Source organism: Ruegeria sp. BG10 (assembly GCF_056538575.1).
In genome coordinates this window covers 259,895-284,865 of record NZ_JBQFTI010000001.1, presented here as the reverse complement: position 1 = coordinate 284,865, position 24,971 = coordinate 259,895, and the positions used below count along the sequence as shown (strand labels likewise).

Genomic DNA, 24,971 nt, shown 5'->3' with positions numbered 1-24,971 from the left:
CGACCGGGGGTTTTTCATTTAAACAACGGGTTGCGGTGCCGTTTTTCGTCTTTCCTCCCGCTGAAAGAAGACCATGTAGAAGACCGGCGCGGCAACCATTGTCAGGATGGTGGCAAAGGCCAGCCCGCCCATGATCGTTACGGCCATCGACCGGAAAAACGCGTCTGTCAGCAAAGGCGCCATTCCCAGAATGGTTGTAATGGCCGCCAGCATGACAGGCCGCAGACGCGAAACCGACGCTTCGATGATCGCCTCATGCAAACCCTTCCCGGTCTCGCGGACCAGATCGATTTCCTCGACCAGAACGATGCCGTTCTTGATCAGCATGCCCGACAGGCTGAGCAATCCCAGCAGGGCTGTGAAGGTGAACGGCAAGCCGGTTCCCAGCAGGCCAATGACGACCCCGTTGACGGACATGGGCACCAACAGCCAGATAATGATCGGTTGCCGTATCGCGTTGAAGATCAACACGGAAATCAGCACCATGATCAGCAAGCTCAGCGGCAATTGACGGCCCAGGCTGGCGTTGGCGTCGCCGGCGTTTTCGAACTCTCCGCCCCATTCCATGCGATACCCTGCGGGCAATTCCATCTCTTCAATGGCCTGACGCACTTCGGAATGCACCTGCGCGGCAGTCATATTCGGCGGGATGTCGGCCCCTACCGTGATGGTCAGCACGCGGTTTCTGCGGTGAACCAGCGTATTGAGGGATTTGTATTCGAACCCGTCGACCATTTGCTCGATCGGCACAAACCGTTCGGACTGATCCGAAAACACGACCTGATCCACGATCGAGTAATCGCCGTCCGCAGGGCGGCGCAGGATGATGGGGATCAGACGGTCGCGTTCGCGCAGGACGCCGCCATTTATCCCGTCGGTCGAAAATTGCAGCGTGGCGGCAATGTCTTCGCGGGTGACCCCGGCGGTCTGGGCGCGCTCGGTCGCGTAGATCGGCTGAACCGCCAGTTCCTGCTCGCGCCAGTCGTGATACACGTTCAGGGCGTTCGGTGACGCGGCGCGCATCTTCTGCACGGCTTCGTCCGCAAGCTGGCGCAGAACCGCGGGGTCGCTGCCCGAAAACCGCGCCTGAATCGGATCGCCCCCGCCCGGACCAAAGATCAGCCGCTTGGTGCGGAACTTGCCTTCGGGGAACTGCGCCGATCCAAACGCTTCGAGATCCGCGCGCAGCGCCGGAATGTCGTCCAGCGTTTCGGTGCGGATGATCATGTGACCATAGCTGGGGTTCGGTTTTTCCGCCGAATAGGTCAACAGGAACCGCGTCGCGCCCTGCCCTACAAAGGTGGCAACCGAAACGACATCCTCCCGTTCGGCCAGCCAGTTTTCGAACACCGCCATATCCTCGGCGGTGCGGGCGATCGGTGTGCCTTGGGGCAGATTGTAGTGCACGAAGAACAGAGGCGTGTTGGAGTCCGGGAAGAACTGTTGTTTCACCAGCCCGAAGCCCGCGAAACACGCTACCGTCACCCCCGCAAGCGCTGCGATGACCAGCCAGCGGAACCGCAGTGCCCAGCGCAGGATGCCACCATAGATACGGAACATAATGCCGCCATAGGCATCCACCGCGCCCTCTTTTTCCTGCTTGAAGAAATAGTGGCCCAGCATCGGTGTCACGGTCAGCGCCAATACCCAGCTGAGCAACAATGATATGCCGATCACCGCAAACAGCGAGAAAAGAAATTCCCCTGTCGCGTCGGGGCTGAGACCGATCCCGGCAAATGCCATGATCCCGATGACCGTCGCGCCCAGCAGCGGGATTTGCGTCTTCGAGGCAGCCTCGTCCGCCGCGTTGCGGGAATCCTTGCCGCGCAGCATGGCGATCTGCATGCCCTCGGCCACCACGATGGCATTGTCCACCAACATCCCCATCGCGATGATCAGGGCGCCCAGCGAAATCCGCTCCATCTCAATCGAGAAAATCGACATGAACAGGAGCGTGCCCACAACGGTCAGCAACAGCGTCGATCCCACGACCACCGCAGCGCGCCAGCCCATGAAGATGGCCAGCACAGCAACCACAATGGTTACCGACAGGGCGAGGTTGACCAGAAAATCGTTCGAGGCTTGCTCGACCACCACATGCTGCTGATAGATGGGCAGGATTTCGACGCCGAATGGGATCTGGGTATCCAGTTCGGCAAATTTGGCATCGGCGCGTTTGCCGACCTCGACGATATTTTCGGTCGACAGGCCCGCGATGCCCAGTGTGAAAGCCTCGCTGCCGTTGAAACGGATTACGACCTCGGGGTCGGTCTGGCGGCCGCGATACACGTCCGACATATCGAACAGGTTAACGACCTGCCCCTGGGACCCCACGGACAGACCGGCAATCGCCGAAACGCTGTCCGATCCTTCGGCTGTCAGGATCGTCGTGCGGTCACCGTCAGACCGCAAAGAGCCTGATGCATTCACCGAATCCGCGTTGGCAATGGCCTCGTTGATCGCCTGCAGGGGCACGTTCTGGTTCACGGAAATGGCCAGGTCGGGCTCGATAAAGATCGCCTCTTCCGGCAGGCCCATCACTTCGACATCCGCAACCCCTTCGACGGTCAGCAACTCGCGCCGCAGAAAGGTGGATAACTCGTGCTTTTCGGCATCTGAAAAGCCTTCGGCGGTTACCGCGTAGAACAGCCCGAAGACGTCGCCAAACCCGTCATTGACAAAGGGTTGACCGACCCCTGAAGGCAAGGCCCGGGCGGCGTCACGCACTTTGGCGCGAAGTTTGGTCCAGATCTCCGGCAGTTCGGTGCCGTCATAGGTGGATTTGATCTCGACTTCGATCAATGAGAATCCGGGTTGGTTAACCGAGGTAATCGTGTCGATCTCGCCCATCTGCTGGATCGCCGATTCCAACGGTTCGGACACTTCCAGGGCGACCTGCTCGGCAGTTGCACCTGGGTATTGGGTGGCGATGACGGCGTTCTTGATGGTGAAAGCCGGGTCTTCCAGACGACCCAGCGACAGGAAACCCCAGATGCCGCCGAAGAGGGCAATCAGAATGACCAGCCAAGTATAGATCGGCCGGTCGATGGATGCGCGCGCGATATTCATCTGTTCGCCCTTCAGTTTGCAAAGCCGGCAAAGCGGCTGACGGCCTGACCATCGGTCAGCGCAGCCCCGCCGGCGACAACGATTTCGTCACCGTCGGACAATCCGGTCAGCACGCGGACCTCTCCGCTCTGCGTTGGCTGGATGGTCACAGGTACGCGGCGCACGGTGCCTTCCTCGGCACCGGCCGGTGAAAACACCATGACACCCAGCGTGCCTTCGGCGTCCGCGACGATAGCCGTGGCCGGAATGACGATGCCCGTCTGGTTGTCCTGCACCTGTACCGTCACCGTCACAGAAGACCCCGGCAGGATTTGCAGCCCTTTCGGTGGGGTCAGGCCGAACTGGATGCGGAAGGTCTGGCCAACGCTCGACGATTCGGCATCGAATTCGCGGATTTGCAGAGGGAATACTTCGTCGCTGACGGGAAATTTGGCGGTAATCGTCAGGTCATCCTGCTGGCCCGAGCGCTGGAACAGGATTTCGGGAACGTCCACTTCGATCCGCAATTCGGACATATCGTGGATGCGCACGATGGGCGTTCCGGCCGAAACAGTGGTGAATGCCTCAACCGCGCGGCTGGACACCAGCGCGTCGAACGGTGCACTCAGGGTCGCCTGCTCCAGATCGTATTCCGCATCGCGCACGGCAATATCCGCCAGCTGCGCGGCTGTTTCGGCGTCGTCCACAGCAACCTGGCTGGCGGTTGTCCCCCGCAACCGCGACAGCCGCGCCACCGTGCGGTCCGCCTGATCCTTTTGCAGAACCGCCCGGTCAAAGCGACGTTGAAACGGCTCCTGATCCAGTTGCGCGATCAACTCACCTTCGGGGATCACAAAGCCTTCGGTCACCGGCATTTCAACAATCTGTCCGGCGACCTGAAAGGCCAGATCAACGGTTTGGCGCGCGGCAACGCGCCCGAAAAACTGGCGCGAAAACCCCGGCGACGTTTCCTTGGCCACCATCAGCTTTACCGGTTTGGCCATATCTTCGGCAGCGGCGGACGTTGCGAGCACAATCAGCGCAACGCTAAGAGCAGAGAGGATTTTCATTTCGTCAGTCCCTCGGGAATTCCCGTTTTCAGAATGTTGTCACGGATTTTGCACGCCAGGCGCGCGAATTCAGCGGTTTCCCGGGCGTCCAGCCCAGAGGCGCGGTGAAACAGATTTCCTGCTTCGGCTACCAGCATATTCCGGGCTTCCTCGCCTTTCGCGGTCAGAACCAGCAGCCAGGCCCGGCGATCTTCGGGGTCACGTTCGCGAATCAGATAGCCCGCTTTTTCAAGGCCATCCGCAGTTGCAGTAATCGTCGATGGAACGCTTAGCATGTCAGCCGCAAGAACACCCATCCGCTTTGGCTGGTCGAGCTTGATCAGCATATGGCATTCCGGATGGCTCAGATCCGTTTCGATACAGTCGAACGTCTCTTCCAGTTTCCAGTACAGCGCATAAACGCCCATGATCGCCTGAATCTCGGGGCTGAGACGGCTTAGTCTGGTGCTGATATCGTCGGACATGAGGGGCTCCGTGCGCGTCAGTGGCTGCATATACTTCAAAATTTGAACTATTCAAGATGTGAAGTTGAATTTGATCGGGCCCAGTATATTCCCTTGGGTCACCATCCCTTGATCAAATCACATTGTGACTGCATTTTAGGCGGATTCGAAACCGTCAGGACCAGCCATGTATACCCCTGCCATCACCGGTACCGGTGTTTTCACGCCCGAGAACGTCATTACCAATGCTGAACTTGTCGCGGCTTTCAACGCCTATGCCGACAAGAAGAACGCCGAGAACGCCGACGCGATCGCAGCCGGTGACATGGAACCGATGCAGCATTCGTCGGAAGAGTTCATCCTGAAAGCTTCTGGAATTGAAAACAGATACGTGATGGACAAGTCCGGGGTGCTGGACCCGGACGTGATGCACCCCCTGCTGCGTCAACGCAACGATGACGAGCCCGGCATCATGACCGAGATGGCGATCGACGCCTGTAAGAAGGCGCTGGAACAGGCCGGTCGCAGCGCGGCGGACATCGACCTTGTAATCTGCGCAGCGTCGAATCACGAGCGCGCCTATCCCGCGGTCGCGATTGAGATTCAGCAGGCGCTGGGAATTGAGGGTTTTGGCTTTGACATGAACGTCGCCTGTTCCTCGGCCACCTTCGGCATTCAGGCGGCGGCGGACATGATCCGCTCGGGCTCGGTCCGGTCTGCACTGGTGGTAAACCCCGAGATTTGTTCCGGCCATCTGGAATGGCGGGACCGCGATTGCCACTTTATCTTCGGCGACGTTGCGACCGCCGCGCTGATTGAACGGATCGAAGACGCCCAGGGCCCGCATTTCGAGATCCTCTCGACCCGCTGCGCCACGTCCTTTTCGAACAATATCCGAAATAACAACGGCTTCCTGCGCCGTTCGCGCCCGGATGGGGTGGTTGACCGCCGCGACATGCAGTTCATGCAAAATGGCCGGAAAGTGTTCAAGGAAGTGCTGCCGATGGTCAGCAAACACATCGCCGATCACATGGGCGCAGAAGGCGTGGGCAGCGATGACCTGAAACGCCTGTGGCTGCATCAGGCCAACAAGACGATGAACGATTTCATCGGCAAGAAGGTTCTGGGGCGGGAGCCGGAGGCAGATGAACAGCCCAACATCCTGCAGGATTATGCGAACACGTCCTCGGCCGGTTCCATCATCGCATTTTCGAAATACTCGGACGATCTTGAAAACGGCGATGTCGGACTGATCTGCTCCTTCGGAGCCGGGTATTCGGTGGGTTCGGTGATTTTGAGGCGGCACAAGTAAGGCCCTGCGGTCGCCGCTGATCCAACCCGGAACCCGGGCTGTATTCTCGAATACCGAAGCCATCGCCGAAGATAGCGATCAGGATTGACCGATCCCGCAAATTGGTCGAACCGCCTCAGCTTACGCTTTCTTCTTCCAGATGCAGCTTCATTTCGATCAGCACCTGCTGCAGCAGGCTGGTTTCCTTCAGCAGTCGCTTGGCTTCGTTCACGGTGATGATGCCATCTTCGATAGCCGCCTGATACTCGGTCATCAGCATTGCGAACCGCTGGCTCAGCGCGATGACATCCGAGTTTACCCCACCGGTGCGCGGGCTGTCCGTGTTGCGGCCGTCATAGGACAGCGTGATATTTTTGAGGTCGGCCAGCGCCGAAGTCACATGTGGAAAAGTTGCCACCGCCTCAAGCCGGGCAACAGCGTCCACGGGCATGAACCGGTCGGCATGTTCCGCGTTGTCGGAATAATATCGGCCTAAAGTTGCCTTGGACTTGCCGGTAATCTCGCAAGCGGATTCAATTCCGACGTCTTTGACCAAAGCTTCGGTGTGCTTTTTCAGATAGGCCCCGATATCTGCCATTTTTTTACCTTTGCTGCCTGCCTCTCCTACAAGATATGCCACTGCAGGGGAAAGGGAACAGAAAATTCCCATACTCGATTCATAATTGAAATGTCATATGTTGGCTATCCCTCAGATATGCGGGGGTTTTGTGAGTGAGTGGCGGCCGTTCCGGCCGGTAATGAGTGTTTGCAAGGCGCCATTTAAGCCCTGCTGTTTACAGGCCAAATGTTGGCCGACGGCGTCGCTGTTGTTGACGCGGGGGTTCCATCCCCTATGAGCTTTCGCTCAGCCTCTGCAACGGCAACGGCGACGTCGCTTTCCTTTCGGTTTTTGATGCCTTGCCCATACGGGTCAGGCGATTTAGACCCGGCCTATGGCTAAGCTTTACTTCAATTATTCCACCATGAACGCGGGCAAATCGACCGTGTTGCTGCAGGCCTCGCACAACTATCGCGAGCGGGGCATGGACACTTATCTTATGACTGCGGCGCTGGACGGGCGCGCCGGAATCGGGCGGATCGCGTCGCGGATCGGAATATCAGCAGATGCGGATACCTTCGCGGTCGGCGACGACGTGTTCGCAATGATTGAGACTCGGCTGAGCCAGGGGGAAATCGCCTGCGTTTTTGTCGATGAAGCCCAGTTTCTGACCGAGACCCAGGTCTGGCAGCTTGCCCGGGCGGTAGATGACCTGAATGTGCCGGTTCTGGCCTATGGGCTGCGGGTGGACTTTCAGGGCCACCTGTTTCCGGGCTCCGCCGCGTTGCTGGCGCTGGCCGACGAGATGCGCGAGGTCCGCACGATCTGCAAATGCGGCAGCAAGGCGACGATGGTGATTCGTCAGGACGAAAGCGGCAATGCCATTACCGAAGGCGCGCAGGTTCAGATCGGCGGGAACGAGACCTATGTCTCGCTCTGCCGTAAACACTGGCGCGAGGCGGTGGGCGCCTAAACCGGGTTCGGCAAGGGGCGACCCGCGGCAAAGGCCGCGACGTTGTCTAGTGCCATATGCCCCATATCGGTGCGAACCTCTTCGGTCGCCGTGCCCAGATGCGGCAGCAGGGTTACATTATCCATGTCGCGCAGGGCCTGCGGGACCGCTGGCTCAAACTCGTACACGTCCAGCCCCGCACCCGCGATGCGCCTGGTCTGCAGGGCCGCGATCAGGGCCGCTTCGTCAACGACCTCTCCGCGCGCGATGTTGATCAGGATGGCAGATGGATTCATGCCCTCAAGCACCTGCGCATTGATCAGATGGCGGGTTTCAGCCCCGCCGGGAACGGCCAGCACGAGGAAATCGACAGCCGCGGCAAGCGCTGAAAGATCGCCGAAATAGTCGGACGGAAAATCCAGGTCTTTGGGGCTGCGCGACTGGTACGCCACCTGCATTCCGAAACCGAAATGACACCGCCGCGCGATGGCCTGACCGATGCGGCCCATGCCGACAATGCCAACCCGTTTGCCAGAGACGTGATGGCCCAGCATCTGGGTCGGGTGCCAGCCCTGCCACTGGCCTGCGCGCACCAGCCGCTCGCCTTCACCCGCGCGGCGGGCGGTGGACAGCAGCAGCGTCATGGCAATGTCTGCCGTGGCGTCTGTGACGGCACCGGGGGTATTCGTCACTTCGACCCCAGCGAACCGCGCGGAAGCCACATCGATATGGTTGTAGCCGACACCGAAATTGGCCAGCAGCCTGCAACGGGGCGCAGGTACTTCGGCAAAGACCTGCGCTGAAAACTGGTCGCCCAGCGTCGGGACCACAATGTCGAACTCTGTCAGGGCCCGCAGCATTTCCCGGAGCGACATTGGCGCGGTGTTGCTGCGGATCTCGACATCGAACTCGGCACGGGCGCGTGCCTCGACAGCTGCGGTCATCGGGCGGGCGATCAGCAGTTTCATCAGTGCATCCGCCCGCCGATCGGGACCTCGCCATCCGGGCCGATCAGGACGATCTCGCCATTGTCGTCAGGCAGACCCAGCACCAGAACCTCGGACATGAACCTGCCGATCTGGCGTGGCGGGAAGTTGACGACCGCCATCACCTGTTTTCCAACCAGCGCAGAAGGATCGTAATGCGCGGTGATCTGCGCCGAGGTTTTGCGTTCGCCAATCTCATCGCCAAAATCGATCCACATCTTGATCGCGGGTTTGCGGGCTTCCGGGTACGGCTCGGCGCGGATCACCGTGCCCACTCGGATGTCGACCTTGAGAAAGTCATCGAATGTAATCTCACTCACGCGAAAGCTCCTTGGATCGGTCGGTTGCGGCCTTGACGGCGCGGTGCAGCAGATCGGGAAAGCCGAATTCTTCATGCATCAACACCTCAAGCGCGGCATGCGTCGTGCCATTGGGCGACGTTACGTTGACCCGCAGTTGCGACGGGTCCTCGTCGGCAGCCAATGCCAAAGCGCCCGCCCCGGCCACGGTGGATTTGGCCAGCTTCATAGCCAGTTCATGCGGCAGGCCCTGCGCCTGCCCGGCGGCGGCCAGGGTTTCGATCAGGTGGAACACATAGGCCGGACCCGAACCGCTGAGGCCGGTGACGGCGTCCATCTGCGCCTCATCCTGGAGCCGAACGGTCTCACCAATGGCTGATAGCAGATTTTCCGCCAGTGCAACGTCAGAGTCCGAGGCTTTCGCATTGCCGATCAGGGCCGTTATCCCCTGCCGGATCGCGGCCGGGGTGTTGGGCATGGCGCGAATGATCGGAGTGGCATCGCCCAGCGCGCTCTCGAATGTGGCAATCGAAGTTCCGGCTGCGACCGAGATGAACAGGCTGTTGCCACCCCCCAGCGCCTTGATGGCAGGCAGAGCCTCGCCCATCATCTGCGGTTTGACGGCCACCAGCACCACGGCGGGGGCTTCGGGCAACGGTGTGTTGATATTGACGCCCTGCGCCTTCAACCAGTCCGAGGGGTTCGGGTCGATCACCCAGACGGACGGCGCAGGAAGGCCATGCTCCAACCATCCGGCAAGCATGGCCGACCCCATCTTGCCGCATCCCAGAAGCACAAGCCCCTGTTCGGCGACACGTGACATGTCCATGATTGCCCCTCCCCTGTCATTCGGTTCGGGGCAAAGCTTTACGCGCGGCCGTAAGCCTCTGCAATGGCGACTTGCATCGCTTCTTCCGGGGTCCGGTTGCCCCATGTAACAAGCTGGATCGCCGGGTAATACCGTTCGGCGCTCAGCACCGCGGCGGTGATCATCGTGTCGATCTGTTCCGGGCTGGCCATCTGGCCGCCGGCCAGAACCAGACCATAACGGTACACCATCAGCTTCTGATTGGCCCAATATGTGAACGCGCCGGCCCAGCACTGATCGTTCATCTTGTTCAGCAGCTCATACAGTTCGGTTTCCCGCTCGGACGGTGGCTCCATCTCGAACGAGCACACCATGCGGAGTGTTTCGTCAAAATTGGACCAGGCCAGCGTGATCGAGTATGTGCGCCACTGCCCCTCGACAGCCATGGCGATCTGATCATCCCCGATCCGGTCAAAATCCCAGTCGTGATGTTCGGCAAGATGTTCAACAATGTCGATCGGATGAAGGTCTTCTTCGAGAAACTGCTCGGAAAGGGCCATAATGCCACCTCACTAATCTCTAGCATGTTGGGGCTGGCAGCGCCCCAGCGCTAGTTGCCTGCTCTACAAGCCGGGCTTCCCCCGTAGGCCTGTACTAAATATGGTGCGATGCGAGGCGGGTTCTGACAACCCTATTTATTGGGGATAACAGCAATAAGTTGTGGACAGATGGCAACGCCACTCAAAATATTGGCGCGGGATGCAGCTTTGCCTTGATTAAATCCCGCAAGGCGTCAGAATACACGTCACCGCACAACCCAAGGTCGGATTGTGCGGCGCAGGGCTTTTCCCGAACCTTCCGGAAATCTTTGGCGTTACTTGTCCAGCTTGGCTTCAAGCGCGGCGATGCGCGCTTCGAGTGCTGCGTTTTCCTCGCGCGCTTTCTGGGCCATCGCACGAACGGCGTCAAATTCTTCGCGCGTGACGAAATCGCGGTCGGCCAGCCAGCGGTCGATCATCGACTTCATCGCATTCTCTGCCTCTTCCCGGGCGCCCTGCGCCACACCCATGGCGTTGGTCATCAACTGGGAAACGTCGTCGAGGATCTTGTTGCGGGTCTGCATGGTTTTACTCCGATATCGCGGTTGGCTTCTATATGGGTAAAGAATGGCGCGGGCTCAAGGTTGACTTGCCCCGCAAACCCCGGGCAATGAGACGCACATGCAGGCTGTTCTGAATTTCCCCGATCTGTCGCCCGAGCTGTTCTCGATCTCACTGTTCGGGACGGAGTTCGCCCTGAGGTGGTACGCGCTGGCTTATATCGTTGGCATTCTGATTGCGTGGCGCATGGGGGTGATGGCGCTGAAACGTCCCGCTCTGTGGCCTGAAAAGACGCCGCCAATGAAGCCGGAACAACTGGAGGACCTAATCACCTGGATCATCCTTGGCGTGATTCTAGGAGGGCGGCTTGGATTCGTTCTGTTTTACCAACCCGCATATTATCTGTCGCACCCGGCAGAGATTCTGAAGGTCTGGCAGGGCGGCATGGCGTTTCATGGCGGGCTGTTGGGGGTAGTGATCGCGTCTTACTTATATGCGCGGCGTCACCGGATACCGGTATTGTCTCTGGCCGATCTGATTGCACATGCGGTGCCGCCGGGACTGTTGCTGGGACGGCTGGCGAATTTCACCAATGCCGAGCTTTGGGGGCGGCCCAGCGAATTGCCATGGGCTGTGATTTTTCCCGGCCCGGCCGCGCAGGATTGCCCCGGCGTTGTTGCGGGCATGTGCGCGCGGCATCCCTCGCAACTTTATGAGGCGGCGTTGGAAGGTCTGATTCTGGGCGCGGTCTTGTTGTGGCTGGCCTATCGGCGCGGGGCGTTTCGCAAGCCGGGTCTGGTCTCGGGTGTCTTTCTGGCCGGCTATGGCGCGTCGCGGTTTCTTGTCGAATTTTTCCGTCAGCCGGATGCGCAGTTCATCTCACCCGGAAACCCGCTGGGACTGGCATGGCACGTGGGCGGGTACGGTTTGACCATGGGACAGATGCTGTCGCTGCCGATGATCGCGCTTGGGCTGTGGTTCGCGCTTCGCGCGCGGTCCGCGTCATGAACCTGATTGATCATCTGCTGGCGCGCATTGCGCTGGACGGCCCGATGAGCGTGGCCGACTACATGACCGATTGCCTGCTGCACCCGACCCATGGCTATTACACCACCCGCGATCCGTTGGGCGCACAGGGGGATTTCATCACCGCGCCCGAAATCAGCCAGATGTTTGGTGAACTTGTCGGCGTGTGTCTGGCGCAATGCTGGAAAGATCAGGGGCAGCCGAATCCCTTCGTTCTGGCCGAGCTTGGACCAGGGCGCGGGACGCTGATGGCGGATATTCTGCGCGCCACGCGCAATTTCCCGGGGTTTCTGGACGCAGCGGAAATCGTGCTGCTCGAAGCTTCGCCTGCTTTGCGGGACCTTCAGGCGCAGACTTTGCAAGGTCATGCGCCGCGATGGATCAATGCAGTCACCGATCTGCCCGAAGCCCCGCTGTTTCTGGTCGCAAACGAATTTTTCGACGCGCTTCCGATTCGTCAGTTCCTGCGCGATGGCGATAGCTGGCGCGAAAGGTTGATCGGAATGCAGGGCGCGGCGCTGACATTCGGGCTGGGCCCGCAAGCTGATCAGGTTGCGTTGAAAGACCGGCTTGCGGACACCACAGACGGCGATCTGGTTGAGCTGTGCGCCGCCGCAATCCCCATCACAACCGTGATCGCCGGCCGCATTGCAACCCATGGCGGCGCCGGTCTGATCGTGGATTATGGGGACTGGCACTCGTTGGGTGATACGCTGCAGGCCGTGAAAGACCACGAGCGCGCCGATCCCCTGATCGCTCCGGGACGGGCGGATCTGACGGCGCATGTGGATTTCGAAGCGCTGGCATCCGCGACCCGCGCCGCTGGGTGCGCCCATTCGCGTCTGACCACGCAGGGCGTGTTCCTTGAGCGTTTGGGAATCACCCATCGCGCGCAGACCCTGTCGAATGGGTTGAGCGGTTCCGAGCTTGAAACGCTGATTGCCGCACATCGCCGGTTGACGCACCCCGAGGAAATGGGAAACCTGTTCAAAGTGCTGGGGCTTTTTCCCACTTACGCCGCACCTCCACCGGGACTGGATTCATGACGCTGGAAATTCTGACTTCGGACCTGTTGTCACCTGTTCGACATGGGTTCTTCAGCCGTCGCGGCGGCGCGTCTTCGGGGATTTTCGCTGGCCTGAACTGCGGCTACGGGTCATCGGACCAGACCGAAGCCGTTGCAGTGAACCGCCACCGCGTGGCCGACGCAATGGACGTTGCACCCGAAGCGCTGGTTGGTGTGCATCAAATTCATTCGCCGGACGTCCTGACAATCAATGGCCCCATCAATGGCGAAAAGCCCAGGGCGGACGCCGTCGTGACATCGACACCCGGTTTGGCCCTGACGATTCTGACGGCGGATTGTCAGCCGGTCCTGTTCGCCGATCCTGACGCGAACGTGATCGGGGCAGCGCATGCCGGGTGGCGCGGCGCATTGGATGGCGTTCTGGAAGCCACCTTGGACGCGATGGAGGATTTGGGCGCAAAGCGGGAAAACATCAGGGCCGTCATCGGTCCCACGATCTCGCAACGCGCGTATGAAGTCGGACCGGAATTCCTGGATGACTTCGTGGCGGAATCGCCCGAAAACCTGCGGTTTTTTGCAAATGGACAAGGCGACAGATTGCAGTTCGACCTGCCCGCCTTCGGGTTGCACAAGCTGCGGCAGGCGGGGGTCGGCCGGGCCGAATGGACCCGTCACTGCACCTATTCCGACCCCGACAGATTCTATTCCTACCGCCGCTCGACCCACGCGAAAGAGGCCGATTACGGGCGCCTGATTTCCGCCATTAAATTGTAAGGCTGGCCTCAATTGTGGCAATTTCGCCGCTTTTTCGCCACATTTCTTGTGTCTATCTGAGTCGGTAGAATTTTATGTTTTTTGTCCGTGCTCAGGTGTTTACCAGCTAAAAATCGATGCGAGCGCGACAGTTTAATGAAAAAGGAACTGACTGACTTCGTTTGTCCTGAATTCATCCCGGATCAGCCTTATCGACGCCTTAATGGCACGTCATGTTCAAGGCTCAGAAGGAAACGGGGCTTCAGACCCCAAAAGGGCAGGACAATAAAATGAAGTTAAAATCTCGCTTTCTCAGCGCCGTTGTCGCGGCCACCAGAGAGCACGAGCTGGAAATGCCCTGGAAACGGGTTTCCAGCCACTCGGTCAGAGTCGCACGCCGTCTGGCGGCCCGGCGCTGATCAACACGGCCCGCGGAACCAAGCTGCCGGTTCCAAGGGTTAATACGCACAACGGAGGGGTGCTCCGGTCCGGTGTGTGTCCTGCCGCCTGAATTTGGCGCGGCATGGGTTTTTGGGGCATGTGTGCGCAGGCGTTTTTGGCCTGCGATTGTGCGAGTTTGTCTGGGGGGTCAGTGTGTTGACCAGAAATGTGCGAAATTCCATCGCGATGCGCGGTCCGTTCGACCGTCGCAATGCGGTCACTCCTTACATTCAAGACAAAGATAAAACCCGAACAGGTCGGCCAGTAATGGGGTTCAGCCCACCTGTGCGGAGATTAGAGGGGTCGGAATACTAATGCCTATTCCACATTCTTTAACGCGCGCCGCCCAGAATGCCGTCGATACGTCGGCTCTGTTGCGCGATGCGCCAAGACCAACAACAAAGCAAAAGGCGCAGCTGCGTCGCTATGAAGTCAGCACATTGATGAAAAACGGGGACGTCGTGCAAACCCGCCATGTTGCACCCGCCCTGCCCGTGTTTGAGGACGCTTTTTGCGCGTTTACCCGGGGGTCGCTGGTCGAAACCGAAACCGGTCCGATGGCAATCGAGGATCTTCTGCCCGGGGATACCGTGCTGACGCAGGACGGCACCTCGGAAACCATTTTGTGGAAAGGGTCTGTCACCTTGATCCCGGGACGCCAGGATTCGCGGGGGCGGACGCGGCCGCTGACGCGGATCATGGCCGACACGTTCGGTATGCAAAAACCGCTGTCCGGCGTAATCGCCGGCCCGTCGGCGCGCTTGCTTGGCACGCCTGCCCACCTGCGTCACGTGCATGGCGACTGTCAGGTGCTGACGCCGGTTCACGAGTTTCAGGACGGCACAAGCGTGATTGAGACGCTGCCGCCGACACCGGTTGAGCTGTTTCACATCTGCCTGAAGCGGCATTCGGTCATCAAGGTCGATGGATTGCAGTTCGAATCCTACCATCCCGGCGTCAATGCCGTTCGCAGGATCAGCCATTCATTGCGATCCATCTATCTGAACCTGTTCGCGCATGTCGATTCGCTGAACGATTTCGGTCCGCTGGCTATGCCGCGCGCGGGAGACGGAGAAATAGACGCAATTTCGACTTAACCTCAACGGAAACTGCAATGTGGGGGCATCATGCAGCTGATACTGAGTTGGATTTTATCATTAACGGTCGCGGCTTTTCTGCCGCCGGCAAAACAACACCCAAAAAGGATGATGTTCACGCCGTCCGGCTCATTCGTTCTTCCAGAACGTCGAAGGGCACGCCGGGCTCGTCTTTTGCGCCGCGGATGACTAGCGAGGTTTTGACGCTGGCCACGTTCGGCGTGGTCAGCAACTCGCCCGTCAGGAACTGCTGAAAACTGCTGAGATCGGGTGCGACACATTTCAGGATAAAGTCCACCTCACCGTTCAGCATGTGGCATTCCCGGACCAGCGGCCATTCCCGGCAGCGCTCTTCAAAGGCGCTGAGTTCGGTTTCGGCCTGGCTTTCCAGTCCGACCATTGCAAAGACCTGAACCTCGAATCCCAGTTCGCGCGAATTCACATCAGCGTGATAGCCCCGGATAAGGCCGGATTCTTCCAGCGTCCGAACGCGCCGCAGGCAGGGCGGCGCCGAAATACCCACGCGTTTCGCCAACTCGACATTGGTCATGCGGCCATCGGCCTGCAATTCCGCCAGAATCTTGCGGTCAATTTCATCCAGCCGTGTCGCGACCATCAAATGCTCCTGATTTTTCGGTTGTTATATCAGCACCCGGAAGATGCGCAATAATCTTTCGTGCTTGCGCAATATTCTTTATTTTCAATGTCCTTTTTTTCAGCGCCATTCGCAGCATGCATAGCGGATACGAAACAGGAAGGGGCTTTAAGCACCGCACAGGGGTCGCTATATCCATTCGCCAGGGGCTGCATGCCCATATCAGGCAGATCGAGTTGGGGGTACCATGGCCGAAACGAAACACACCAAGGTTCTGATCATCGGGTCGGGACCGGCCGGTTATACTGCGGGCGTCTACGCCAGCCGCGCGATGCTGGAGCCAATTCTGGTTCAGGGCATCGAACCCGGCGGTCAGCTGACCACCACCACCGAGGTGGAGAACTGGCCCGGCGATACCGAGGTTCAGGGCCCGGATCTGATGGTGCGCATGCAGGAACACGTCAAGGCGATGGGATGCGAGGTGATCGGTGACATCATCAGCAATCTCGACGTCAGCAAGCGCCCGTTTACCGCCAAGGGCGACAACGGCACGACCTATACTGCCGATGCCGTCATTCTGGCCACGGGCGCGCGCGCGAAATGGCTGGGCCTGCCGTCAGAAGACAAGTTCAAGGGTTTCGGCGTATCTGCCTGTGCCACCTGTGACGGCTTTTTCTATCGCGGGCAGGAAATCGTGGTGATTGGCGGCGGCAACACGGCCGTCGAAGAGGCGCTGTTCCTGACCAATTTCGCCAGCAAGGTCACCTTGATCCATCGCCGCGACGAGTTGCGTGCCGAAAAGATCCTTCAGGATCGTCTGTTCAAGAATGAAAAGATCGAGCCGCTGTGGTTCCACGAACTGGATGAGGTGATCGGCACGGACGCCCCGCTGGGCGTCGAGGGTGTGCGCGTCAAGAACGTAAAGACCGGCGAGATCACCGAGATCCCCTGCAAGGGCGTCTTTGTGGCCATCGGCCATGCGCCCGCGAACGAGTTGGTCAAGGATTCGCTGGAAACCCATATGGGTGGCTATGTCGTGACCAAGCCGGGCTCGACCGAGACCTCGGTTCCGGGCGTCTTCGCCGCTGGCGACCTGACCGACCACATCTATCGTCAGGCCGTCACCAGCGCCGGAATGGGCTGCATGGCCGCGCTGGACGCAGAACGTTTCCTGGCCGAACAGGAATAACTCCTGCGATGGCATCCCCGGTCCCGTCCGGGGATGCCGATCTGCGTCGCTCAACCTTGGCTTGACCCGTCCGCCGCCGCGTATCAGACTCGGTGTCGAGCAAAGCGAATGCAGGTGGATTGATTGAAAAGTGTTCTGTGGCAAGGCGGGTGGGCAACCCGGCTGAGGATCGGCAGCGGCCTGGTTCTGTTCACCTTTGCGTTCTTTCACTTCATCAATATCGGGCTTGGCCTGTTTCACACCGATTACCTGCACGGCATGCAGGATGGCCGGAAATTCGTAACCCGGCACGATATCATCAGCACGGTTTTATATGCCGCGCTGTTGGTGCACGCGGGTCTAGCCCTCTATTCCATCAGTCAGCGCAGAACCTTGCGGATGCCATTCGCAACGGCCTTGCAGGTCATTCTGGGGCTGCTGATCCCCCTGCAACTAATCTCTCACATCGTTCAGACCCGCTATGCGCATGAGGTTTACGATGTGAACGACGAGATGGGGTACATCATCATCCTTATGTGGCCCAGCACTGTGATCTGGATGCAAAGCCTGCTGGTATTGCTGGTTTGGGTCCACAGTTGCATCGGATTGCATATGTGGCTCAGGCTGACGCGCTGGTGGTCGAAGACGATGCCCTACCTGATCGGCCTTGCCGTTTTTGTTCCGTCCTTCGCTCTGGCCGGTCTGCTGACTGAAGGACGGCGCATCTGGGCGGATTTTGCCGATCCGTTTTTGCGCGAGCAATATATCGAACATTACAACTGGCCCTCGCCCGAAGAGTTTCAGGCCATGTTCAGCGTCAAGAACAACGCGCTGATGGCGTTCTGGATGGCATTGGGCGTATCGCTGGCTGTGTTCGTGATCCGCAAGATGTGGCGGCGCAGACATTCGGTCCGGGTCAAATATGTCGAAGGCCCCGAGATCGTTGCCGAAAAGGGCATGACCCTGCTTGAGATTTCGCAGGCCAACGGCATCCCGCACACGGCGCTCTGTGGTGGCAAGGGGCGCTGCACGACCTGCCGCGTGATCGTCGAAAACGGGGGCGACCAGTTGCCGGAACCCAGCGAGGTCGAAGCCCGCAGCCTTGCCGCCGTCAGCGCCCCTGCGGGCACACGGCTGGCCTGCCAAATCCGCCCGACCGAGCCGATCACTGCCTTTCGCATGTTCCGTCCCGATGGCGGCCGCAAGCGGGCACATGCAAGCCAGGGCCAGGAACGGCAACTGGCGGTGCTGTTTCTGGATATGCGGGGGTTTACCGCTCGGACGACCGGCCAGTTGCCTTACGACATCGTGTTCCTGCTGAACCGGTTTTTCGACGCGATTGTCCCGGCGATCACGGCGGATGGGGGCGTGGTCGACAAATACATGGGCGACGGGCTGCTGGCCGTGTTCGAAACCAAAGACGCGGCAAGCTCTGCCCGGGCCGGGCTGAACGCCGCCGCCGATGTCAGCCGGGCTCTGGCGCGTTTCAACCAGCAGCTTGAGGCCGAAGGCAGCCCGCGGATCCGCATCGGAATGGGTCTGCATCTTGGGGATCTGGTGCTGGGGGAAATCGGCGCCGCCAGCAACGCTTCACGCACCATCATCGGAGACGCCGTCAACGTGGCCAGCCGGCTGGAGGCCGAGACCAAGGCGCTGGGGGTCGAGCTTCTGGTTTCGGCCGAGCTGCTGCAGGCCGCCGGGTACACCGATGACCTGAGCGGCCTGCGCCCGTTCAACCTGCGCGGTGTGACGCAGCCGGTCCCGGCCCTGCCGGTTACAAATGCGTCCGACCTTGATGCCGACAAAGCCGCATAAGAACACTCGCGCGTTTTCCCGCCGAATTACCTGCATCTGGGGGATCGTGGTCGTAAAACGCCGCAGATAGCGGAAAATCCTTCCAATCCGGGGAAAAACCGCGCATATCGTCCTTTGTTTCGCAAATGCATATGGACTTTGACCAATGGTCGGGGCAAATGCCCCGCAATCGCGCCTGAATCACCGGCAAAACCACACTTCGACAAGAGTATTCCAATGACGATGTTAAGCAATCTGGCTCCGATCCCTGAACTGTATGTCTCGTACGAGTCGGCACAGAAGCTGAAAGTAGAAGCCGCCGACCTGACCAGCTGGGACTTGAGCCCGCGCCAGATCTGCGATCTGGAACTGCTGATGAACGGCGGCTTCAACCCGCTCAAAGGGTTCCTGAGCGAAGCCGATTACGACAACGTCGTCGAAAACATGCGCCTGGCGGACGGCACCCTGTGGCCGATGCCGATTACCCTGGATGTCGGAGAAGAGTTCGCTGAAAAGATCGAATTGGGTCAGGATATTGCCCTGCGCGATCAGGAGGGCGTCATTCTGGCCACCATGACGGTGACAGACCGCTGGACTCCGGACAAGGCGCGCGAGGCCGAGAAGGTTTTTGGCGCCGACGACGATGCCCACCCCGCCGTGAACTACCTGCACAACGTTGCGGGCAAGGTCTATCTGGGTGGTCCCGTCACCGGCATTCAACAGCCCGTCCACTATGATTTCCGCGCCCGCCGCGACACGCCGAATGAACTGCGCGCCTATTTCCGCAAGGTGGGCTGGCGCCGCATCGTCGCCTTCCAGACCCGCAACCCGCTGCACCGCGCGCATCAGGAACTGACCTTCCGCGCCGCGAAAGAGGCACAGGCCAACTTGCTGATCCACCCGGTCGTCGGCATGACCAAGCCGGGCGACGTTGATCACTTTACCCGCGTGCGCTGCTATGAGGCCGTGTTGGACAAATACCCGGCCTCGACCACTTCGATGTCGCTGCTGAATCTGGCGATGCGCATGGCTGGCCCGCGTGAGGCCGTCTGGCACGGCCTGATCCGCGCCAACCACGGTTGCACCCACTTCATCGTCGGCCGCGACCATGCGGGCCCCGGCAAGAACTCGGCCGGTGAGGATTTCTATGGCCCCTATGACGCGCAGGACCTGTTCCGCCAGTTCCAGGACGAAATCGGCGTCGAAATGGTCGACTTCAAGCACATGGTCTACGTGCAGGAACGCGCCCAGTACGAACCGAATGACGAGATTCTGGACAAGGACAACGTCACCATCCTGAACATCTCGGGCACCGAATTGCGCCGCCGTCTGTCCGAAGGTCTGGAAATTCCGGAATGGTTCAGCTTCCCCGAAGTGGTGGCCGAACTGCGCAAGACCAAACCGCCACGCAGCCAACAGGGCTTTACCGTGTTCTTCACCGGTTTCTCGGGTTCGGGCAAATCCACCATCGCCAACGCGCTTATGGTCAAGCTGATGGAGATGGGCGGTCGTCCGGTAACCCTGCTGGACGGGGACATCGTGCGCAAGAACCTGTCTTCGGAACTGGGCTTCTCGAAAGAGCACCGCGACCTGAACATCCGCCGCATCGGTTACGTGGCCAGCGAGATCACCAAGAATGGCGGCATCGCCATTTGCGCCCCGATTGCGCCCTACGCGACGACCCGCCGCGCTGTTCGCGAAGAAGTCGAACAGTTCGGCGCTTTCTGCGAGGTGCATGTCGCGACCAGCATCGAGGAATGCGAACGCCGCGACCGCAAGGGCCTGTACAAGCTGGCTCGTGAGGGCAAGATCAAGGAATTCACCGGGATTTCCGACCCTTACGACGTGCCGCAGAACCCGGAACTGAGCGTCGAGACCGAGAATGTCGATGTCGACAACTGCGCCCATCAGGTATTGCTGAAGCTGGAGAGCATGGGCTTGATCGCCGGGTCGTAAGGTCTGATCAGAAGCTACCGAAAGCCCTCGCATTGCGGGGGCTTTTTTTGTGCCGTTACAGCTCTGCGCGCAAGGCGGCGACGGCGCGTCCTTCGAAATCTCCGAATTCGGCGGCCTTGGGTTGGATCGCCTGAAGATGCGGCAGGCGCGCGGCGAAATCCTTATCAGATGCGGCATTAATCGCCTGCCGGATACCCGCTTCGGTTTCGCACAGGATCATGCCCGACGTATCGAAGAAGTCGCTGATATTCGGGCAGCCCCAATAGATCGGCACTGTCGAGCACAGGATCGCGTCCGTCAGCTTCTCCGAGAAATAATTCCGCTCCCGCACATTCTCGATCACCACGGAATAGCGGTACGGGGCCAGCCCGTCTGATTTGTGGTCGAACGGCGTATAGCCGCGGCCCATGATTTCAACATCCGAACCGGTTTCGCGCAGCCAGTCGATTACAGAATGGCGCAGCTGGTGGCCTTCCAGATCACGCTTAGCCGAGGCGATCAGCGAGCAGGATTTGGTTTTCTCGACATTGAGGTAGCGCCAGTCCGGCACCATCGTTACGCCATAGGGCAGGAATACTGCGTTCGGGATTCCCTGCAACAGCACGTCGTGGAACGTAAGAACCCGGAAGAACCGCCGCCACGTATAGCACAGCATCCGGTCGTGTTTGGCATGGATGGCCGAGGGCTCTCCCATCATCAACGAAATGCGCGCGCGGGTGCCCCGGCGCAGGCGCAGATGCACGGTTGAATTGGGGTACATGATCAGATGATCGGTGGATTCCAGATCACCCACGCTCTTGCCTTGCAGGCGATCCGGGCAACCTTCGGGCCAGATCAGTTCGGACAGAGGGACCGATGCCAGCTTTGGCCCCAGCCGGTGGCCATAGGGCAGGATGGCGATGGCCGGTTCGGTCATTGCGCCTGCTCGGGCAGATCGACCTGGCCGCGCATCAGGACATGCCCCTTGCCCGCCACCCGGATGCCGGTCATCGCTTCGGCGGGGCCGACGCGCGTGACCGTAGCCTGCCCCGGGCGGCCCATATCATGGCCCTGTTCGGCAATGAACGTATCTTTGGGCATCAGCCCGTGCTTCCACAGATAGGCGGCCATCGCACCGGTTGCCGATCCTGTGAACGGATCTTCGGGCGGGCTGGGCGGCGCCATCAGCAGGCGCGAAAACGTATCCCCCGCCTCGGTCGCGCCCCGAAGCGTCACAAGGAAAGGCTCGGCCATGTCGGAACCGGAATACCCGGCTGTTTCAGCCACTTTGGGCAGCGCCGCCAGATCCAGCTTCGCCGCGCGCAGCGCCTCATGGTCGCGCAGGACCGTGATGCAGAAAGGCAGGCCCGTGGATACCAATTGCGGTGGCGAAATAATTGCCTCTTCGGGCAGGCTGACAGCGGCAGCTACCAGATCGGAAGGAACCTGAGCCCCGAATTGTGGCGCGACCTGAGTCATCTCGATCTCATCGCCGTTCAGTTGAATGGAAACGATCCCTGCCCCGGTCTCAAGCGTCACCGCATCGCCCTGAAACAGCCCGCGGGACTTCATCGCCGCGACAGTGGCTATTGTGGGATGTCCGGCAAAGGGAATTTCGCGGCTGGCCAGGAAATAGCGCACGCGGATGTCGGCCACATCGGACGGCCCGGTAAAAGTACATTCCACCAGAGAGGTCTCGCGCACATAGGCCATGCAGACGTCTTCGGACAGGGCCGCCCCGCCATGAACCACGGCGCATCCGTTGCCGCCAAAGGCGCGGTCGCTGAACGCGTCTACCCAGTCGAAGTCAAACCAGCTCATGTGTCGCGCCCCCTTGCAGCCATGCGAACCTCTGTCGGTTTGCATATCTCGCCCGCGGGGCGGCGGATGTCACGAGAAAATCGCGCGCGGCGGGGCCGTTTCAGTGAACGGCCACCGGAGAGAAATCGTGCTCGCGCGCCAGAACAAAGGCCAGCTTCCGATCGGCAACCAGCGCCAATTGCTGGCCATCGGAATCGTGAACCGCATAGAGCTGATCCAGATCACCGGCCTGTTCACGCACTTCCCGAGGCAGATCAGCGACTTCGACCGTTTTGACATAGACGATCCGATCGCCTTCGGCGTTCAGTTCAATCGGTGTATTCATTGCCCTTACCCCTTTCTTATATTGATCGTCTGCACCACAGTTTCCGGCACGGCGCGGGTCAGATCCACATGCAGCAGACCGTTCTCCATGATCGCCTCGCCCACCTCGACGCCATCGGCCAGCACGAACATGCGCTGGAACTGACGCGCCGCGATGCCACGGTGCAGAAAGATGCGCCCCTCGCTGTCGTCGCGTTGACGGCCCCGGATCACCAACTGGCGGTCCTCGATCGTGATCGACAGGTCCTCTTCCGCAAAACCGGCCACGGCCAGGGTGATGCGATAGGAAAAATCCGAGGTCTGTTCGATATTATAAGGCGGGTACCCTTCGTTTCCGGCTTTTGCAGACCGTTCCAGAAGGCGTTCCAACTGCTCGAACCCCAAAAGATGCGGGTATGAGCCAAGCGTAAGTTTTGACACGTATTATCGTCCTTTTTTGCCAAAGCGACGTGTGGTGCGGCCCCGTTCCGGCAACCGCGTAGAATAGAATATGGGAATATGCGGGGATGTCCACAAGGTCTGGCCGGATAAACCCTGACACACTATCTTGTGTGTTAAGCACCACAACCAACACCGAGTCGCCAATGAATGCGCCCACTGATCTTTCGATGAAAACAGATGAGGTTTTAAGGGTCGAACTGGAGGTGTTTCGCCGCCAGCACCGCGATCTGGACGAAGCGATCGAGGCGTTGCAGGCCAAAGGCACGTCCGATCAACTGACGATCAAACGGCTGAAAAAGCAGAAACTACGCCTCAAGGACATCATACGCCTGATCGAAGACCGCCTGACCCCGGATATCATCGCCTGAAACCCCGGTACCTCATTGCCACATAGTCGGATTTGGCTATAGTGCGCGCTCTTTCCGAAGGCAGGGACGTAAGCGGATGAGCGATGTGAAAGTGGGGATCATCATGGGCAGCCAGTCGGACTGGCCCACGATGAAGGAAGCCGCGGATATTCTGGATGAGCTGGGCATTGCATACGAGAAACGCATTGTTTCGGCACATCGCACCCCGGATCGCTTGTGGGAATATGGCAAAACCGCTGTGCAGCGCGGCCTTCACGTTATCATCGCAGGCGCCGGCGGGGCCGCGCATCTGCCAGGGATGATGGCCTCGAAGACGCGGGTGCCGGTGATCGGCGTGCCGGTGCAAACGCGGGCCCTGTCCGGGGTCGATTCGCTGTATTCTATCGTGCAAATGCCCAAGGGTTTTCCGGTTGCGACCATGGCCATCGGCGCAGCCGGGGGCGCAAATGCCGGATTGATGGCGGCGGGTATTCTGGCCTTGCAGGACGACGCTCTGGCGCAGCGGCTGGACGCGTGGCGCGAGGCGCTTTCGGCCTCGATCCCTGAGGAGCCTGTCGATGAGTGAAGCACTGAAACCAGGCGCAAAGATCGGAATTCTGGGCGGCGGACAGCTGGGCCGTATGTTATCGGTGGCGGCCGCGCGTCTGGGATTTGTGACCCATGTCTATGAGCCCGGCGCTAGTCCTCCCGCAGCTCAGGTGACCGATCGCGTCACCACGGCAGCCTATGACGATGCTGAGGCACTGAAAGCCTTTGCCGAGTCTGTGGACGTCATCACCTATGAATTTGAGAACATTCCCACTGAGGCGCTGGATATTCTCGAAGCCCACCGCCCGATCCGTCCGGGGCGTGAGGCTCTGCGGGTTAGCCAGGACCGGCTGACCGAGAAGACCTTTCTGCAAGAGCTGGGACTGCAAACCGCGCCCTTTGCCGATATCACCGATCTGGACAGCCTGAACGCAGCGATTGAGCAGATCGGCACGCCTGCCATCCTGAAAACCCGCCGTTTTGGTTATGACGGCAAGGGACAGGCACGGCTGCGCGCGCCCGAGGACGCTGAGACTGCGCTCGCCGATATGGCGGGCGCACCTTCGATCCTTGAAGGGTTCGTAGAGTTCAGCCACGAGGTTTCGATCATCGCCGCCCGTGGTCTGGACGGACAGGTCGCCTGTTTCGACCCGGGCGAGAACGTGCATCGCGACGGCATCCTGCACACCACAACCGTCCCTGCTCGCCTGCGACCGGTGCAGCGCACCGATGCGGTTCTGCTGGCCGCCAATATTCTGAACGCGCTGGATTATGTCGGCGTCATGGGGGTCGAACTGTTCGTCACGCCTGAGGGCCTGATCGTGAACGAGATTGCGCCAAGGGTGCATAACTCGGGCCACTGGACGCAGAACGGCTGCGCGGTGGATCAGTTCGAGCAGCATATCCGCGCCGTGGCCGGGTGGCCTCTGGGCGACGGCCAGCGCCACTCGGACGTGGTCATGGAGAACCTGATCGGCGACGATATGGACCGCGTTCCGGAACTGGCGCAGGAACGCGATGTTGCTTTGCACCTGTATGGCAAGGCCGAGGTCAAGGCGGGGCGCAAGATGGGCCACTTCAACCGCATTTCGCGGTGA

General features: G+C 59.9%; 28 protein-coding genes. 13 read left to right on the top strand and 15 right to left on the bottom strand.

All coding sequences use genetic code 11. The features are described 5' to 3' along the window. Positions 1-18: 18 nt before the first annotated feature. The 3 genes from ACR0D8_RS01340 to ACR0D8_RS01330 are packed head-to-tail and all read right to left on the bottom strand — an operon-like array spanning position 19 to position 4,582. Positions 19-3,069, bottom strand: a complete 3,051-nt coding sequence (locus ACR0D8_RS01340; protein WP_480644129.1) for an efflux RND transporter permease subunit — start codon at positions 3,067-3,069, stop codon at positions 19-21. Positions 3,070-3,080: 11 nt separating this feature from the next. Then, positions 3,081-4,118 carry an efflux RND transporter periplasmic adaptor subunit gene (locus tag ACR0D8_RS01335; RefSeq protein WP_480644128.1) on the bottom strand — a complete coding sequence of 346 codons (1,038 nt, stop codon included), beginning with the start codon at positions 4,116-4,118 and terminating at the stop codon, positions 3,081-3,083. Then, positions 4,115-4,582, bottom strand: a complete 468-nt coding sequence (locus ACR0D8_RS01330; protein ID WP_475158585.1) for a MarR family winged helix-turn-helix transcriptional regulator — start codon at positions 4,580-4,582, stop codon at positions 4,115-4,117. The genes ACR0D8_RS01335 and ACR0D8_RS01330 overlap by 4 nt, the downstream gene beginning before the upstream one ends. A 166-nt stretch (positions 4,583-4,748) precedes the next feature. On the opposite strand from ACR0D8_RS01330, the gene ACR0D8_RS01325 reads away from it, so the two are divergent. After that, complete coding sequence (locus ACR0D8_RS01325; protein ID WP_480644126.1) at positions 4,749-5,873, top strand: beta-ketoacyl-ACP synthase III; 1,125 nt, start codon at positions 4,749-4,751, stop codon at positions 5,871-5,873. Between the two features lie 115 nt (positions 5,874-5,988). Here ACR0D8_RS01325 and ACR0D8_RS01320 read toward each other — a convergent pair whose 3' ends face one another. Next, positions 5,989-6,450: a hypothetical protein gene (locus ACR0D8_RS01320; protein ID WP_475158578.1), complete on the bottom strand. Its 462-nt coding sequence runs from the start codon at positions 6,448-6,450 to the stop codon at positions 5,989-5,991. Positions 6,451-6,805: 355 nt separating this feature from the next. On the opposite strand from ACR0D8_RS01320, the gene ACR0D8_RS01315 reads away from it, so the two are divergent. Continuing rightward, positions 6,806-7,384 carry a thymidine kinase gene (locus ACR0D8_RS01315; protein ID WP_480644124.1) on the top strand — a complete coding sequence of 193 codons (579 nt, stop codon included), beginning with the start codon at positions 6,806-6,808 and terminating at the stop codon, positions 7,382-7,384. On the opposite strand, the gene ACR0D8_RS01310 is transcribed toward ACR0D8_RS01315, so the two are convergent. The 5 genes from ACR0D8_RS01310 to ACR0D8_RS01290 form a co-directional block, all read right to left on the bottom strand. Further along, the gene (locus ACR0D8_RS01310; protein ID WP_480644123.1) at positions 7,381-8,331 is read right to left on the bottom strand and encodes a 2-hydroxyacid dehydrogenase; all 951 of its coding nucleotides are present in this window, start codon (positions 8,329-8,331) and stop codon (positions 7,381-7,383) included. The two genes, ACR0D8_RS01315 and ACR0D8_RS01310, sit on opposite strands and share 4 nt — an antisense overlap. After that, positions 8,331-8,669 (bottom strand): tRNA-binding protein, encoded by a 339-nt coding sequence (locus tag ACR0D8_RS01305; protein ID WP_475158570.1) that lies wholly within the window; start codon positions 8,667-8,669, stop codon positions 8,331-8,333. Before ACR0D8_RS01305 ends, ACR0D8_RS01310 begins: the two co-directional genes overlap by 1 nt. Then, a complete protein-coding gene (proC, locus tag ACR0D8_RS01300; RefSeq protein WP_480644122.1) occupies positions 8,662-9,477 on the bottom strand; it encodes a pyrroline-5-carboxylate reductase in 816 nt (271 codons plus the stop codon). The genes ACR0D8_RS01305 and proC overlap by 8 nt, the downstream gene beginning before the upstream one ends. Positions 9,478-9,515: 38 nt before the next feature. After that, complete coding sequence (locus ACR0D8_RS01295) at positions 9,516-10,016, bottom strand: type III secretion system chaperone family protein (protein ID WP_475158561.1); 501 nt, start codon at positions 10,014-10,016, stop codon at positions 9,516-9,518. Between the two features lie 314 nt (positions 10,017-10,330). Then, entirely contained in the window at positions 10,331-10,579 is a 249-nt protein-coding gene (locus tag ACR0D8_RS01290; RefSeq protein ID WP_050604795.1) for an accessory factor UbiK family protein, read from the bottom strand. Between the two features lie 97 nt (positions 10,580-10,676). On the opposite strand from ACR0D8_RS01290, the gene lgt reads away from it, so the two are divergent. The 5 genes from lgt to ACR0D8_RS01265 all read left to right on the top strand — a co-directional run bounded on the left by lgt (position 10,677) and on the right by ACR0D8_RS01265 (position 14,900). Further along, positions 10,677-11,564, top strand: a complete 888-nt coding sequence (gene lgt, locus ACR0D8_RS01285) for a prolipoprotein diacylglyceryl transferase (RefSeq protein WP_480644119.1) — start codon at positions 10,677-10,679, stop codon at positions 11,562-11,564. Then, positions 11,561-12,628 carry a class I SAM-dependent methyltransferase gene (locus tag ACR0D8_RS01280; RefSeq protein WP_480644117.1) on the top strand — a complete coding sequence of 356 codons (1,068 nt, stop codon included), beginning with the start codon at positions 11,561-11,563 and terminating at the stop codon, positions 12,626-12,628. Before lgt ends, ACR0D8_RS01280 begins: the two co-directional genes overlap by 4 nt. After that, positions 12,625-13,383 carry a peptidoglycan editing factor PgeF gene (pgeF, locus tag ACR0D8_RS01275; protein WP_480644116.1) on the top strand — a complete coding sequence of 253 codons (759 nt, stop codon included), beginning with the start codon at positions 12,625-12,627 and terminating at the stop codon, positions 13,381-13,383. Before ACR0D8_RS01280 ends, pgeF begins: the two co-directional genes overlap by 4 nt. Positions 13,384-13,652: 269 nt before the next feature. After that, the gene (locus ACR0D8_RS01270) at positions 13,653-13,781 is read left to right on the top strand and encodes a hypothetical protein (RefSeq protein ID WP_475158547.1); all 129 of its coding nucleotides are present in this window, start codon (positions 13,653-13,655) and stop codon (positions 13,779-13,781) included. A gap of 336 nt (positions 13,782-14,117) precedes the next feature. Next, positions 14,118-14,900, top strand: a complete 783-nt coding sequence (locus ACR0D8_RS01265) for a Hint domain-containing protein (protein ID WP_480644113.1) — start codon at positions 14,118-14,120, stop codon at positions 14,898-14,900. 115 nt (positions 14,901-15,015) lie between these two features. Here the strand turns inward: ACR0D8_RS01265 and ACR0D8_RS01260 are convergent, their stop codons facing one another. Together ACR0D8_RS01260 and ACR0D8_RS01255 are read right to left on the bottom strand one after the other, a co-directional pair. Beyond that, positions 15,016-15,516 (bottom strand): Lrp/AsnC family transcriptional regulator, encoded by a 501-nt coding sequence (locus tag ACR0D8_RS01260; RefSeq protein ID WP_475158540.1) that lies wholly within the window; start codon positions 15,514-15,516, stop codon positions 15,016-15,018. Continuing rightward, positions 15,494-15,625 carry a hypothetical protein gene (locus tag ACR0D8_RS01255; RefSeq protein ID WP_475158536.1) on the bottom strand — a complete coding sequence of 44 codons (132 nt, stop codon included), beginning with the start codon at positions 15,623-15,625 and terminating at the stop codon, positions 15,494-15,496. The genes ACR0D8_RS01260 and ACR0D8_RS01255 overlap by 23 nt, the downstream gene beginning before the upstream one ends. A gap of 117 nt (positions 15,626-15,742) precedes the next feature. Here ACR0D8_RS01255 and trxB point away from each other — a divergent pair, with 117 nt between their 5' ends. From trxB to ACR0D8_RS01240, 3 genes are all read left to right on the top strand, one after another. Further along, complete coding sequence (gene trxB, locus ACR0D8_RS01250) at positions 15,743-16,684, top strand: thioredoxin-disulfide reductase (protein WP_480644110.1); 942 nt, start codon at positions 15,743-15,745, stop codon at positions 16,682-16,684. Positions 16,685-16,807: 123 nt separating this feature from the next. Further along, the gene (locus tag ACR0D8_RS01245; RefSeq protein ID WP_480644109.1) at positions 16,808-18,478 is read left to right on the top strand and encodes an adenylate/guanylate cyclase domain-containing protein; all 1,671 of its coding nucleotides are present in this window, start codon (positions 16,808-16,810) and stop codon (positions 18,476-18,478) included. Between the two features lie 216 nt (positions 18,479-18,694). After that, on the top strand, positions 18,695-20,413 hold the full coding sequence (locus tag ACR0D8_RS01240) for a bifunctional sulfate adenylyltransferase/adenylylsulfate kinase (protein WP_475158526.1): 1,719 nt from the start codon (positions 18,695-18,697) through the stop codon (positions 20,411-20,413). A gap of 55 nt (positions 20,414-20,468) precedes the next feature. Here ACR0D8_RS01240 and ACR0D8_RS01235 read toward each other — a convergent pair whose 3' ends face one another. The 4 genes from ACR0D8_RS01235 to ACR0D8_RS01220 form a co-directional block, all read right to left on the bottom strand. Then, positions 20,469-21,329, bottom strand: coding sequence for a hypothetical protein (locus ACR0D8_RS01235; protein WP_480644107.1), 861 nt, complete (start codon positions 21,327-21,329; stop codon positions 20,469-20,471). After that, positions 21,326-22,213: a PhzF family phenazine biosynthesis protein gene (locus ACR0D8_RS01230; RefSeq protein WP_480644106.1), complete on the bottom strand. Its 888-nt coding sequence runs from the start codon at positions 22,211-22,213 to the stop codon at positions 21,326-21,328. The genes ACR0D8_RS01235 and ACR0D8_RS01230 overlap by 4 nt, the downstream gene beginning before the upstream one ends. A 100-nt stretch (positions 22,214-22,313) precedes the next feature. Then, a complete protein-coding gene (locus ACR0D8_RS01225; RefSeq protein ID WP_475158516.1) occupies positions 22,314-22,538 on the bottom strand; it encodes a DUF1150 family protein in 225 nt (74 codons plus the stop codon). A gap of 5 nt (positions 22,539-22,543) precedes the next feature. After that, positions 22,544-22,957: an Hsp20 family protein gene (locus tag ACR0D8_RS01220; RefSeq protein WP_058275530.1), complete on the bottom strand. Its 414-nt coding sequence runs from the start codon at positions 22,955-22,957 to the stop codon at positions 22,544-22,546. Positions 22,958-23,121: 164 nt separating this feature from the next. Here ACR0D8_RS01220 and ACR0D8_RS01215 point away from each other — a divergent pair, with 164 nt between their 5' ends. The 3 genes from ACR0D8_RS01215 to ACR0D8_RS01205 all read left to right on the top strand — a co-directional run bounded on the left by ACR0D8_RS01215 (position 23,122) and on the right by ACR0D8_RS01205 (position 24,971). Further along, entirely contained in the window at positions 23,122-23,346 is a 225-nt protein-coding gene (locus tag ACR0D8_RS01215; RefSeq protein ID WP_010441787.1) for a YdcH family protein, read from the top strand. 76 nt (positions 23,347-23,422) lie between these two features. Continuing rightward, the gene (purE, locus tag ACR0D8_RS01210; protein WP_480644103.1) at positions 23,423-23,911 is read left to right on the top strand and encodes a 5-(carboxyamino)imidazole ribonucleotide mutase; all 489 of its coding nucleotides are present in this window, start codon (positions 23,423-23,425) and stop codon (positions 23,909-23,911) included. Beyond that, entirely contained in the window at positions 23,904-24,971 is a 1,068-nt protein-coding gene (locus tag ACR0D8_RS01205) for a 5-(carboxyamino)imidazole ribonucleotide synthase (protein ID WP_480644101.1), read from the top strand. Before purE ends, ACR0D8_RS01205 begins: the two co-directional genes overlap by 8 nt.

Coding starts and splice junctions, on each gene's coding strand:
- ACR0D8_RS01235 (WP_480644107.1), bottom strand. CDS start 21,329: ATGACCGAACCGGCCATCGCCATCCTGCCCTATGGCCACCGGCTGGGG.
- ACR0D8_RS01335 (WP_480644128.1), bottom strand. CDS start 4,118: ATGAAAATCCTCTCTGCTCTTAGCGTTGCGCTGATTGTGCTCGCAACG.
- ACR0D8_RS01315 (WP_480644124.1), top strand. CDS start 6,806: ATGGCTAAGCTTTACTTCAATTATTCCACCATGAACGCGGGCAAATCG.
- purE (WP_480644103.1), top strand. CDS start 23,423: ATGAGCGATGTGAAAGTGGGGATCATCATGGGCAGCCAGTCGGACTGG.
- ACR0D8_RS01265 (WP_480644113.1), top strand. CDS start 14,118: ATGCCTATTCCACATTCTTTAACGCGCGCCGCCCAGAATGCCGTCGAT.
- ACR0D8_RS01205 (WP_480644101.1), top strand. CDS start 23,904: ATGAGTGAAGCACTGAAACCAGGCGCAAAGATCGGAATTCTGGGCGGC.
- trxB (WP_480644110.1), top strand. CDS start 15,743: ATGGCCGAAACGAAACACACCAAGGTTCTGATCATCGGGTCGGGACCG.
- ACR0D8_RS01240 (WP_475158526.1), top strand. CDS start 18,695: ATGACGATGTTAAGCAATCTGGCTCCGATCCCTGAACTGTATGTCTCG.
- ACR0D8_RS01260 (WP_475158540.1), bottom strand. CDS start 15,516: ATGGTCGCGACACGGCTGGATGAAATTGACCGCAAGATTCTGGCGGAA.
- ACR0D8_RS01325 (WP_480644126.1), top strand. CDS start 4,749: ATGTATACCCCTGCCATCACCGGTACCGGTGTTTTCACGCCCGAGAAC.
- lgt (WP_480644119.1), top strand. CDS start 10,677: ATGCAGGCTGTTCTGAATTTCCCCGATCTGTCGCCCGAGCTGTTCTCG.
- pgeF (WP_480644116.1), top strand. CDS start 12,625: ATGACGCTGGAAATTCTGACTTCGGACCTGTTGTCACCTGTTCGACAT.
- ACR0D8_RS01215 (WP_010441787.1), top strand. CDS start 23,122: ATGAATGCGCCCACTGATCTTTCGATGAAAACAGATGAGGTTTTAAGG.
- ACR0D8_RS01255 (WP_475158536.1), bottom strand. CDS start 15,625: ATGGCGCTGAAAAAAAGGACATTGAAAATAAAGAATATTGCGCAAGCA.
- proC (WP_480644122.1), bottom strand. CDS start 9,477: ATGGACATGTCACGTGTCGCCGAACAGGGGCTTGTGCTTCTGGGATGC.
- ACR0D8_RS01290 (WP_050604795.1), bottom strand. CDS start 10,579: ATGCAGACCCGCAACAAGATCCTCGACGACGTTTCCCAGTTGATGACC.
- ACR0D8_RS01225 (WP_475158516.1), bottom strand. CDS start 22,538: ATGAATACACCGATTGAACTGAACGCCGAAGGCGATCGGATCGTCTAT.
- ACR0D8_RS01310 (WP_480644123.1), bottom strand. CDS start 8,331: ATGAAACTGCTGATCGCCCGCCCGATGACCGCAGCTGTCGAGGCACGC.
- ACR0D8_RS01340 (WP_480644129.1), bottom strand. CDS start 3,069: ATGAATATCGCGCGCGCATCCATCGACCGGCCGATCTATACTTGGCTG.
- ACR0D8_RS01330 (WP_475158585.1), bottom strand. CDS start 4,582: ATGTCCGACGATATCAGCACCAGACTAAGCCGTCTCAGCCCCGAGATT.
- ACR0D8_RS01280 (WP_480644117.1), top strand. CDS start 11,561: ATGAACCTGATTGATCATCTGCTGGCGCGCATTGCGCTGGACGGCCCG.
- ACR0D8_RS01295 (WP_475158561.1), bottom strand. CDS start 10,016: ATGGCCCTTTCCGAGCAGTTTCTCGAAGAAGACCTTCATCCGATCGAC.
- ACR0D8_RS01320 (WP_475158578.1), bottom strand. CDS start 6,450: ATGGCAGATATCGGGGCCTATCTGAAAAAGCACACCGAAGCTTTGGTC.
- ACR0D8_RS01230 (WP_480644106.1), bottom strand. CDS start 22,213: ATGAGCTGGTTTGACTTCGACTGGGTAGACGCGTTCAGCGACCGCGCC.
- ACR0D8_RS01270 (WP_475158547.1), top strand. CDS start 13,653: ATGAAGTTAAAATCTCGCTTTCTCAGCGCCGTTGTCGCGGCCACCAGA.